Consider the following 12394-nt stretch of genomic DNA (forward strand, 5'->3'; position numbering starts at 1 on the left):
AATAGTGTAAGTTATAAATTAATATATGGGAATGGGAACTGCTCACTGTTTTACTAATTACTGACAAATTTTTTAAATTTTCACTCCCATAACACAAATATCGTCAATTTGCTCATGTGGTTTTCCGTTTTCAGGATTTTGAAAATCAATCCAATTATTAATTGTTTCTTCAATTCTATTTTTTTGTTCTTCAATATCATATTTGCATGTTTCAATTAATACATTTTTAAAAGATTTATACATAAATTTCTTTCCTTTTGGTCCGCCAAACTGATCAGCAAATCCGTCTGAAAAAAGAAATATTCTGTCGTCTTTTATTAATTGTATTTTATGTTTTTTAAATGACTCCATATTTACATGAATAGCTATAGGCATCGAATCTGCTTTAATTTCATATAAGTTAAGATTTTCTAAATCCTGCTGTTTATCACATTGTATTGGTTCTTTATCTTTTGCCCTTACTATATAAAGTGGATTGTTTGCTCCGGAATATTGAAGTTCTAATGTTTCTTTATTAATAATGCAAAGTGTTATATCCATTCCATCCTTTTGTTCACCGGAAAGTCCTTTTTGTTTAAGTGAACTCATTATTAAAAGTCTTAACTTATTTAGGATTTCTTCTGATTGAGTTATTTCTTCTTTAAGAACTACTTCATTTAAGAATGAAATGCACAGCATAGACATAAAAGCACCAGGAACGCCATGACCTGTACAATCAGCAACACAAAAGAATACATTGTTTTTTAGTTTTGTAGTCCAATAAAAATCACCGCTAACAATGTCTTTAGGTCTGAATAAAATAAAGTGTTCGCCTAGCCATTCTTTTGTCAATTCATCATCTGGAAGTACTGCTTTTTGAATACGAAGCGCATAATTAATTGAATCAAGAATTTCTTCTTTCTGATGAATCAATACTATGTTTTTTTGTTTTATTTCTTGAGTTCTGTCAAGTATTATTGCTTCAAGTTTTTTATTTTTTTCAATTAAGCGACGCGAGTTTATTCTTATTCCAATATAAATAAAAACAATGAACAAGAAAATGTACAATAAATATGACCAAACTGTGCGGTACCATGGTGGCTTAATAGTAAAGCTAAATGTAGACTCTGAACTGATTTTACCATATACATTTTTTGCTTTTACTTTAAATACATAATTACCTTCCAAAAGATTATTAAAAGCAATATGATTCGAATAATTCCATTGACTATATGCTGTATCCTGACCTATTAGGACATATGAATAGAGCATTTTATCCTGCCCCTCATAAAATGGTGAAGAAAAACTGAATTCTAGATTATTTAAATTGTAATTTAAAATAAACTGATTATTGTTTTCAACTTTGTTAAATCCGTCTAATAAAACAGAGTCATTACTACCACATGTGATATATGTTAAGATAACTTTAAAATCAGTGTAATAATTCTTTTTGTAATTTTCATTAAACATTATTAAGCCATCATCACCTCCAATCCAGCATATACTGTCTTTTTCGTGAAAAAAGATATTTGTTTTTCCAATATCTGTAATACAGAATGGAACTGTTATCCATTCAAAATTGTTTGATTTGTTGAAAAATCCTAATTCACCATCAAGATTAACATAAAGATATTTTTTACTGTCATTTACTACATAAAATGGCAAATTTGGATGTTTTACTTCTTTGTCAATATTAAAAAAATCAAAGTATCCTCTATAAAATTCTGGTTTATCTTTTAAAGAATCCGGTAATTGATTTTTAATAGTGTTTTCGTCAACAAATTGCAATAGTCCCGATTTTTGTGAGAAAACTACTTTATTATTTATTTTATAAGGAATAGTCCATGTGTTTTCAATTAGTCCGTCATTTGAATTATATTTGTCTATATGATATTTTAGGTCAGTATTGATTTGTAATTTTATAGCTCCTTGAAGTGAAGTTCCCATCCACAATGTAATTCCATTTTCTTCCCTTTTTTCTTCAAATCTTGTGATTTCTTCTGATATTTCAGGTAATTCAACCAATTTATTAAATGTACCCGAATATTTGTAAATTATCAATTTATTTTTGCTTGCAACAAAAAGTAATTTTAATTTTTCTGAATAATAAATAGTGTTTACATCTAAGTCGAATAATTTTGAAATGTTATTATTATTTATTTTGAATAAGCCACTCTGAGTTCCGATCAATAAATTATTTTCTATTACACAAAGCTTTTTTACTGCTGTATTAAAATTTTTAAAAAGATTAAATGAAGTAGCGTAATCAGCAGATTGTTCTGAGAAAAGTCCATCTGAAGTTCCTGTATAAAGAACATTGTTAAATCTTACAATATCTGTAATTATTCCGGTAATGCCGGATTTGTTATTGAAAATTGAAACAGGAGATGAGTATTGTATTTGTGATATCCCATTGTCAAGAGGTGCCCAGATATTACCTTGGTAATCCTGTAATATCGATTGTACTCCATTTACTTTTAGTCCGTTATTTTTATTTATAACAGATATTATATTTAAATTATTATTTGTAATTAAAATGCCATTAGATAATGTGTTTAAAGCAATATTTCCATCACTAAGTTTTATTGCACCATAAATTTCTGATGATATTAACAATGTGCTATCAATTGATATTATTCTTTCTTTCTCACTAGATTTTATATCGTATGACCAGAATCCGTCTTCACGTGTGATTATTGTTAATTTATTGCAGTCATTATTTTCAATAATAGAGAAAACTCCAAAATTCTTTAAAAATTCACTTCCTTTTAATAATAATAAATTATTGTTTTCTAATTTCATTAACCCAATATCTCTTTGCCTAATCAATAATTCATTATTTACGAGAAATGACAAGTGAAATGAAGTTTCAGGAAAAATAGTAGTTAGTTTCCCTTTATCATAAATAAATAGTGCTTCTTCTGATTGAAATACGACCTTGTTTTTTAAAATATGAATTCTGATAATTTTCGAGAATACCCTGTCTGATTCTTTTAAACTGTCTGATAAAGAAACATATTTTAATTTGCCGGTTAATTCTGGAGTTAAATAACCAAATTCATTTTGAGCACCTACATATATTTTATTCTCATTACTTACTGCTAAAGAGAATATCCATACACTTTCTTGTTTTACGGGAATGTAGCTCCAGTTTGAGCCATCATACTGTATTATTCTGCCGGCATTTCCAAAATATAACACTCCATTTTTATCCTGAACGCAAGCTCTGTTAGTAGCTTCAAGCCCTTTTCCGTAATCTTTGGCAGAGTAGTATTTTATTTCGTATTTAAGGTTTTGTGAAAAGCAATTAAAAACAAAAACTAAAAGGAGTAATAGTATAGTTACTTTCATACTAATGTTTGAAGTAATTTTTATTGTGTTATGTTAAAATTTTCTTTTAACCAGTTTTTTAAATTGTTTTCTTCCGGTTTTCCATAAAAATCATTAATGTATGCCGAAACTTCATTTACTTTATCCTTATAAGGCTTATCTTTCATTTGTTCTAAAATTATTTTCACTTCTGTTTTTAGTATTTCAAAATCTGGAAATATAGGAGTAAAAATGCAAATAGGAGTCGACACATACTTTTCTCCTTCTTCCATGTACATTAATTTCATTTCGGTTATTTCTGGATTTGGAATCTGTTTTCCGTCAATTGTAAGTAATTCATCTTTATTAATAATTAATGTGTCAACATTGAATCCTAATTTTTTATTTATTGTTTCATTTTTATAGTTGTATCTTATATAAAAATATTTTTTATCATTCATTGGAAAAGCAGCTGGGTTAATCTTGATTTTTATTTTATCAAAGATTACATAATTTCCTTCAAAATAATTTTTTAAATCATTAATATTAAGGATAAACGAGCCGGCCCTTGCACTAATGTTTCCTGTTGCAGGTAGGAAATTTGATTTAGAGTTTTTAAATTCTGACACATTGTTAGAAGTTAATAAAAACCTTCCGCGCTTAGGGTTAATAACTGCAGCACGTGAATCGGTACTTTTAAATAGCAAATCTTCATTTTGTCCGAATGCTGTTCCAATGCCCAATGCCGAACCCGTACTTTGAATAACAATATTCCCAGTAACTTTAATTACAGTAAATTTATCCTGAGCAATTACTCCGGATATTTGAATATTCAGAATGAAAATTAAGATAATAGAAATTATCGTTTTATTTTTCATAAGTTGTTTACTTTTAAGATTGTTGTACAAATTAAATAAAAATATCAATAACTCAATAATTATTTTCGATTTATATTAATTGTGGTGTTTATATTTTAGTTCATCAATAAATATGCTCAAATTTTGTACTTTTGATTTTGAAAATTTATATTTATTTTTAATAGTTGGCAAAACGACTTCATATAGTGTCATTTAATATACCTTATCCGCCAGATTACGGAGGAGTGATTGATGTATATTATAAAATTAAAGCATTATATGATCAGGGTGTTGAAGTTATTCTTCATTGTTTTGAATATGGTAGAGAGCATTCTGAAATTCTTAATGATATTTGTTTTGAGGTAAATTATTATGAACGTCCAAAAGACTGGCATTATACATTAAAAGCTTTACCATATATTGTATCTACAAGAAATGCTTCTGAGTTAAAAACTAGATTACTTATTGATAATTTTCCAATTCTGTTTGAAGGATTGCATTCAACATTTTTTCTTCCTGATTTGATTTCTCGGAACAGAAATATAATTGTAAGAACTCATAATATTGAGCATGAGTATTACAAAAGTCTTGCAAATGCAGAATCAAATATCTTTAAGAAAATGTTTTTTAATTTTGAGGCTAAAAAATTAAAGAATTACGAAATAATTTTACGGTCTGCAAATCACATTGCAGCTATTTCTCCTTCCGATAAAGAGTATTTTAGCTATAAGTATGGTCATTCTGTTTTAATTCCTGCTTTTCATCCACATGAAAATGTACAGATTATTGATGGCAAAGGTGAATATGCTCTTTTTCATGGCGATCTTTCTGTTTCCGATAATATAAAAAGTGCATTGTTTTTAATTAATGAAGTTTTTGATTCGGTAAATATTCCTTTTATTATTGCTGGAAAGAACCCTGATAAGAAAATATTTTCGTCAATAAACGATAAAAAGCATATTAAGTTAGTTTCTAACCCGGATGAATCTAAAATGAATGATTTACTAACTAATGCACATGTAAATATTTTAACTACATATCATGGTTCAGGAATAAAATTGAAACTACTTTCTGCACTTTATAAAGGCAGACATTGTCTGGTAAATAAGCTAATGGTAGAAAATACAGGTTTAGAAGGTTTGTGTCATATTGCGTCAAATTCATCAGAGTTCAAAAATCAGTTAAATAATTTATTTAACATTTCTTTTGATATTGACGAAATAGGGCATCGTAAAGGGATATTGAACAATCTTTTTAATGTAAACTGCAATGTCGAGAAATTAATAGCAATAATTTTTCCATAATTAATTCGTTAACCTACATTATTTATAAATATTTTTGTTTAAAAAATTATTGTTTTGGGAGTAATTAGAGCACAAACTATAAAGGGTACAGCTTTTACATATTTAGGTGCTGTATTGGGTATTGTTACAAATCTTTTTTTGCTTGCAGAGTATTTTACTACAGAAGAAGTTGGTTTGTTAAGTTTACTTGTTGCTTATTCATTGTTATTTGCTCAGTTTGCCAGTCTTGGTTTTGATTACGTGACACTTAGACTATTTCCATATTTTAGAAATGAATCAAATAAGCATAATGGTTTTTTGTTTATATTAATTTCAACATTATCTGTAGGAATGATATTATCTACAATATTATTTCTTATTCTTAAACCATTTATGGTGGAAAATTTGGCTGAGACTACAAGCTTGTTCTCGCAATATGTATATTTTGTTATACCACTTACTTTTTTTACACTAATTTTTAGTTCATTTGATTCATATTCAAGAGTTTTATTTAAGAGTGTAAGAGGAACTTTTTTAAAAGAGTTTTTACAGCGATTGTTGATAGTTTTTGCAATATTATTATATGTTTTACATTTTTTGAATTTTAAGGATTTTGTTCTGGCTTATGTTATTGCATTGTCTTTGCCAACATTGATATTAGTTATATTAGTTCTTAACGACAGACAACTGAGCTTTAAAAGAGTCAAAGGATTTGTAACTCCGGAATTAAAAAGGAGTATGATAAGTGTAAGTTTATTTGGAATAATAGCTATGTTTTCAAGTTCTGTAATTCTTAGTGTTGATAGAATAATGATTGAAAGAATGGTTGGATTATCTGAAGTTGGAATATATTCGATTGCATTCTTTTTTGGTGTAGTAATTACTATGCCATCAAGATCTCTTGCCAAAATATCGTCAACAGTTGTAGCAGAAGCATGGAAAACTAACGATTTAAATACAGTTAAAGATGTTTATTATAAAAGTTGTTTAAATCAAATGATTTTTTCTGCATTACTTTTAATTGGTATATGGGCAAATATCGATAACATCTTTCGCATTCTAGATGATAAATATATAGTCGGAAAATTTGTTATTTTATGGGTTTGTATAGGTAGTTTTATAGATATGTCAACAGGTGTTAATACTATGATAATTTCTACATCTAAATACTATAAAGCTCAGAGCTTGTTTATGGCTATATTTGTGTTAATTGTTATTGTAACAAATTACATATTTATTCCTATTTATGGTATAACAGGTGCCGGAATTGCCAATGCTATTTCGTTGTTTATCTTTAATTTAATGAGATGGATATTTTTATGGAATAAGTATGAATTTCAGCCATTTAATTATAAATATCTTTTAATACTTTTATTTGCTGCAATAGCATATGTTCCGGGATATTACATGCCAGAAATGAAATCTTTTATTGTTGATATTATTATCAGAAGTGGAATTATTTTTATTGTTTTTAGTTTGTTTATTTATTTCTCAAAAGTTAGTGAGGATATTAATAATAGAGTAAATACATATTTGTCTTTTATTTTTAAAAAGTAGTGTTCTCTATTCTTTGTTCCCAATTAACTTTCGCCATAGTTTTTTATGAGGATGAATAAATTTATTTTGCATTTGCTATACTTTTTATAAATTTGTTTAACTTTACTTATAATTAGTTATAAAAATGAAAATTAGATTTTTATATTTTATTTTAATATTGGTTGTATTTTTAGGATGCAAAAAAGATAAAAATATAGATGATAATATAGAAGATAATTTAGAAGATAATGAGATTATTATTCAAACTGATTATCGTGATAAAGTTGTAGGATATTATAGTTGTTCATATAACTCTGATTCATATAATATGTCAGGATCATCCTATTATAATGGATTTGATACAATTCATGTTATTAAAGATTCAGTTTCTCCACAATTGATACATTTTTTAATTGATAACCATGATCTTTGGCCTCTTGGAAAAGTACTTAATTCTGATTATAGCTTAGTTGGTTATGGTAAAAGCTGGGATTATTTTTCAGGTAGTTTTACTTTAGGAGATTCTTCTATTACTCTTCACTTAAGTTATGGAGGTCAAAGCCCAGGAGGCAGTTGGAATACTCATCGTAATGGGGTTAAATTCTAACATTATTTTGTTAAAGTTTCAAAGTATTAGGAAGTAATTTTAACTAAATACTTCTGTCAATACCTCAAGCGATTTGACATCCATATTAGTCCCGGTGTGCAATGTATAGTAATTTAACAAAGCTCCTATAAATTTTCTTCGTTGTGTACTGTTCAATGAGATTTTCCAGTATTCTTCATTTTCAATAGTCATAAATTGAAATAATATTTCTGAAAATTCAGAATTTATAGTTTGTGAACCTGATTGAAACTCTACAAAATTTGCATTAAGTAAATCAAAATATTTATAGGTAATACTATAATTGTTTACCGGATAAAAACCTAAGAAATGCGATAATCCCAATAGAAAATGAATATGGAAATTTGCTGAAGTATTTGTTTCATTATCCAATTTGTATATCATATTTTCTAAAAAATCATACAGTTGTTCGTCGGTATTCTGATAACGTACTGCTTTGTTTAATATCTCTGCAAGAAACATTGCTATTGCAAGTTTTGTATGATCTTCTCTTAGCTTATTTAAAGAATTTTTTAAATTAACTTCTTTAATGGGGTGTATTTCCTTTTTTTGATTGTAAAAAATTTCTGCATTTATAACAAAGAAAGGGTGAAAAAATGATGGTGAAAATTTCGAGCTTTTACTACGTAACCCTTTTGCAATACACGAAATTCTTCCACGTTCACGTGTAAAAAGTTGTATAATAAAAGAATTATCAGAATACTTAATTGTTCTTAATACAATGCCTTCAACTTTTTCAACCACAAATGATCTTTCTTATTTTTTAAACATTGCCCTGAAAATATATGGAAGCATGCCAATAAGTAACACAAAAACCATGATTAGCATTCCACCACCATGATGTGAATTATTGCCACCTGCTCCAATACCGCTAAGCATTGTGTATGCATGGAATGATAAACCGCAAATTACAACAACTATACCTGCTATTGCTGTTAAAAATGCAATTAATTTACTTGTGCTTCGTGAGTAATAAATCTCTTCTTTTATTTCGGTAATTGTTTTTGAAGGATCATTTGGGTCCTGGCGTGTATTTGTAGTTTTTAATACTTCTGGAGCCTTTGAAGATAAAGCATCAGAAAGTTTGAAGTTTTCACGACGTAGCCAGAAAAAGAATATGATAAAAACAAATAGGAACAATATAACCGGCATAAGAGCAAATATTTTTTTTGTATGTGTCATTGGGTATAAACGATGAGTTGCCTTAAGTTTTTTCTTTCCGTGTTTATCTTTTTTTATGAATTGCATATGTTTTTTGCAACTGTTACCACAGTTTTCATTAAACATTTCTTTGCCACCACACATAGGACCGTCACTTTCAATCTCAATATTTTCTTGTTCACCATCATCGGTCATGATGATAATTCTTTTTTCAATCTTTTTAATCTGTTTGCTTGATGTGTCCTTGTTAGTCTGACTAAAGCCAGCGAATGTTAAGAATACAAGTGTTAAAAGAAGAACAGTAATTTTTTTCATAGTTGTAATATTTAAAAAATGTTGTTGAGTTAAAGGTATGAAAAAAATAATAACAGCAATATTTTATTTCTGAATTTATTCAATACTTTTATGAAAAAATGAGATTTGGAATTAATGAGGAGAACTAATGTCTCAATAATAGTAATAGCAATAATATATTTGTTGTTACATTTTATCTTTGTTTTCTGGAAACGTCCAATGGATGTTATTGCTTCTGATACTAAAGAATACTATGCTTTTCTGCCAGCCTTTTTAATTAATCATGATCTTACATTAAAATACATTGAGCAAAATCCTGAATTTTATGCAGATAAAATCAGGTCAAGAAACAAACTCGAAAACGGAAATTATGTAATTAAAACTACAATGGGACTTTCGTTTATGTATTTACCATTTTTTGCTTTAGCACATGTTAGTACTTATTTTAGCGAATATGCATCTGATGGTTATACTCGCCCATATGGAATAGCATTGGTATTTGCTTCATTAACTTATTTTTTTCTGGGATTGTTTGTATTAAAGAAAACTCTTAGTCTGTATTTTAATAATAAAGTAATTGGCTGGGTGTTATTTTTAATTGCTTTTGGTACAAATATTACTAATTACCTTACTGCTGAAGCCGCATATTCACATAGCTTTAGTTTTGCTTTATTCTCGTTTTTTATATGGAATACTATTAAATGGCATGACAATCCAAACTTTAAAAGATCAATATATTTAGGACTTTTATTGGGGTTAATTTCTTTAATAAGGCCTACAAATGGGTTAATTGTTCTTGTTTTTATTCTTTGGAATATAGATAGTTTGATTAATATAAAAGAAAGATTTTATTTATTTCTTAAAAATTATTTTAAAATATTTGTCATATTGTTATTAATGATTTTAGTATGGCTTCCTCAATTATTTTATTGGAAATATGTAAGCGGAAACTGGTTGTTTTATTCTTATGATAATGAAGGTTTTTTCTTCTCAAATCCTCATTTTGTAGATGTTTTGGTTGGGTTTAGAAAGGGTTGGTTTATTTATACACCATTAATGTTTTTTGCAAGTATCGGCTTTGTCGTATTGTTTAATAATTATCGAAAACTCTTTTGGAATACATTTATTTTCTTCATAGTTAATATTTATATAATATCATCATGGTGGTGTTGGTGGTATGGTGGTTCATTTGGATTAAGACCATTTATTGACTCATACGCATTAATGGCAATTCCTTTAGCTGCAATAGTTTCATTTGTGTTACAAAGAAAGAATATATTGAAATTGTTTTTGCTCTCATTTGCTGTTTTGCTAATTGTTTTTAATTTGTTTCAGAATAAAAAATATTTTAATATGGCAATACATTATGATTCTATGACACGTGAATCATTTTTTATAACATTATTTAAAGTAAATCCTACAGAGGAATTTGTAGATAAGTTGGAGACACCTGATTATGATAACGCAAGAAAAGGTATTCCTGAAAGAAAAATAAAATACATTACTGAAGATTATTTTAAACAAGTTTTTAAAGATTAAAAATAAATGGAACCAAATTTTTGGAACGAAAAATTCTCAGCAGAAGAATATATTTATGGTGTTGAGCCAAATGTTTATTTTAAACAATCAATTAATAAAATTAAACCCGGTAAAATTTTAGTTCCAGCAGCAGGTGAGGGGCGTGATGCTGTTTATGCTGCAAGTATAGGATGGGATGTGTTTGCTTTCGATATGAGTGAAGTTGGCAAAATAAAAGCAATGAAATTAGCAGAATCAAAAAATGTGAAAATTCAATATGATTTGTATGATGTTAGACATTTTGAAATTAAACCTGATGAGTACGATGCTGTAGTTTTATCATATTTTCATTTGCCCGAAAATATCAGAAAAGAATTTTATTTAAAAATTATTTCGTCCTTAAAAAAAGGTGGAGTAATAATATTAGAAGCATTTACACCAAAACAGTTAAATAATACTTCGGGTGGACCAAAGGAAATTCAGCTTTTATTTAGCCCTGAGATGCTGCAAAAAGAATTTAATGGACTTAACCTCGTGGAAAATAAAGAGCATGAAATTATTCTTGATGAGGGTAAATTGCACAAAGGAAAAGCTATTGTTGTTAGGTTCTTAGCTGTGAAAGAATAAAAACTATTGTATTAATATTGATTTTCTGCAAACATTCTGCCCGGAAATTAATTCGACAATATAATACCCCTTATTATTATTTCCAATATCTACTGGTATTTTAATAAATTCAGTATTCTTTGTTAATTGAGATTTAAAAATATCTTTACCCTCAATACTTATTATTCTTATTGTTATATCATCAAAATAGTTTGATGAATAATTAATTTCGAACTTGCCATTAGATGCAGGATTTGGAAAAACTGATAGGTCATTTAAAAGCAAATTATTGTATGATTTAATTGAAGTGAAATTACAAGCTTCTGGAGCAGCATAGCTTATGTAATATGTTAAAGTTGGCGCATCTGAAAATGTTGCAGTAATGGTATGCTGCAATCCATCAGAAGGAATGCTGTCGAGATGATAATTTAAAGGACTTGATGAATTTGTAAAAGGTCCATCAATGGTTTGTGTTATACCACTCGGTTGATCAACAATTACAACAGAACCTGTCATAACAAAATTTCCTGCGTAAAAATAAAAAATTAAATTACCATTTACTGAGTATTGGTTTGTAAGTGGATTACATGGATTTGAATTATGGCTCATATCTATAATAGATGGACATTTGCAACCACAATCAGTTGATCCTGCACCTGAATGCCCTATATTTGATTGTGTCATAACAATGTTACATGCCTGATTTGAATAATTGGTAATCATTAGAATATAATATTGACCTGTTTGAGTATTAGGAATATAACACCATTCCTGATATGAAGAATTGTAACCGCAATCAATCATATTACCTGCAGGATAATCAGGACTTGATAAAGAATCATAATGTGAAGGTGTTGGACCAGTTGCAGTAAGTTGTGAAGTGCAGGGTGTAGTTTGAGAAGTGAATGGTCCCCAACAAACAAAATCAACATCATGTTGGGGAACAGTATGCATTTCTAATTGTATATTTCCAGATTGGTATATTAATAAATAGAACCACACAGGATTTGGTTCAGAACCTAAACAACCATAGTTTGGTCCCGATTGAGCTGAACCTTGGTTAACTCCTGCAGGAAAATTATATGTTGTTCCAGTACAAAAGGGATCAGAAAGATTACATAAATTGTTTTGGGAAAAGCTGTTAAAATATAATATATTTATTAACAGGATAATAGTAAATATTTTTTTCATAAATAATAGTCTTAATATAATTAAGACAAATTAGA

At 28.0% G+C, this 12394-nt stretch carries 10 protein-coding genes; 5 read left to right on the top strand and 5 right to left on the bottom strand.

Annotated elements, in window-relative coordinates:
* Window positions 1-72: 72 nt before the first annotated feature.
* A complete protein-coding gene (locus HY951_02175) occupies window positions 73-3330 on the bottom strand; it encodes a SpoIIE family protein phosphatase (protein ID MBI5538835.1) in 3258 nt (1085 codons plus the stop codon).
* Window positions 3331-3350: 20 nt separating this feature from the next.
* Window positions 3351-4166 carry a hypothetical protein gene (locus HY951_02180; GenBank protein ID MBI5538836.1) on the bottom strand — a complete coding sequence of 272 codons (816 nt, stop codon included), beginning with the start codon at window positions 4164-4166 and terminating at the stop codon, window positions 3351-3353.
* A 185-nt stretch (window positions 4167-4351) separates the two neighbouring features.
* Here HY951_02180 and HY951_02185 point away from each other — a divergent pair, with 185 nt between their 5' ends.
* The 3 genes from HY951_02185 (at window position 4352) to HY951_02195 (ending at window position 7571) form a co-directional block, all read left to right on the top strand.
* Complete coding sequence (locus tag HY951_02185; GenBank protein ID MBI5538837.1) at window positions 4352-5449, top strand: hypothetical protein; 1098 nt, start codon at window positions 4352-4354, stop codon at window positions 5447-5449.
* 54 nt (window positions 5450-5503) lie between these two features.
* A complete protein-coding gene (locus tag HY951_02190; GenBank protein MBI5538838.1) occupies window positions 5504-6985 on the top strand; it encodes an oligosaccharide flippase family protein in 1482 nt (493 codons plus the stop codon).
* Between the two features lie 124 nt (window positions 6986-7109).
* Window positions 7110-7571, top strand: coding sequence for a hypothetical protein (locus HY951_02195; GenBank protein MBI5538839.1), 462 nt, complete (start codon window positions 7110-7112; stop codon window positions 7569-7571).
* Window positions 7572-7610: 39 nt separating this feature from the next.
* Here the strand turns inward: HY951_02195 and recO are convergent, their stop codons facing one another.
* The gene (gene recO / locus HY951_02200; protein MBI5538840.1) at window positions 7611-8333 is read right to left on the bottom strand and encodes a DNA repair protein RecO; all 723 of its coding nucleotides are present in this window, start codon (window positions 8331-8333) and stop codon (window positions 7611-7613) included.
* Window positions 8334-8345: 12 nt separating this feature from the next.
* Window positions 8346-9065, bottom strand: coding sequence for a hypothetical protein (locus HY951_02205; protein MBI5538841.1), 720 nt, complete (start codon window positions 9063-9065; stop codon window positions 8346-8348).
* 114 nt (window positions 9066-9179) lie between these two features.
* Here HY951_02205 and HY951_02210 point away from each other — a divergent pair, with 114 nt between their 5' ends.
* Window positions 9180-10583 (top strand): hypothetical protein, encoded by a 1404-nt coding sequence (locus HY951_02210; protein MBI5538842.1) that lies wholly within the window; start codon window positions 9180-9182, stop codon window positions 10581-10583.
* Window positions 10584-10589: 6 nt separating this feature from the next.
* Window positions 10590-11189 (top strand): class I SAM-dependent methyltransferase, encoded by a 600-nt coding sequence (locus HY951_02215; protein MBI5538843.1) that lies wholly within the window; start codon window positions 10590-10592, stop codon window positions 11187-11189.
* A gap of 3 nt (window positions 11190-11192) precedes the next feature.
* On the opposite strand, the gene HY951_02220 is transcribed toward HY951_02215, so the two are convergent.
* Complete coding sequence (locus HY951_02220) at window positions 11193-12359, bottom strand: T9SS type A sorting domain-containing protein (GenBank protein ID MBI5538844.1); 1167 nt, start codon at window positions 12357-12359, stop codon at window positions 11193-11195.
* Window positions 12360-12394 lie beyond the last annotated feature (35 nt).

It is taken from the genome of Bacteroidia bacterium (genome assembly GCA_016218155.1).
Classification (GTDB): Bacteria; Bacteroidota; Bacteroidia; order Bacteroidales; family GWA2-32-17; genus GWA2-32-17.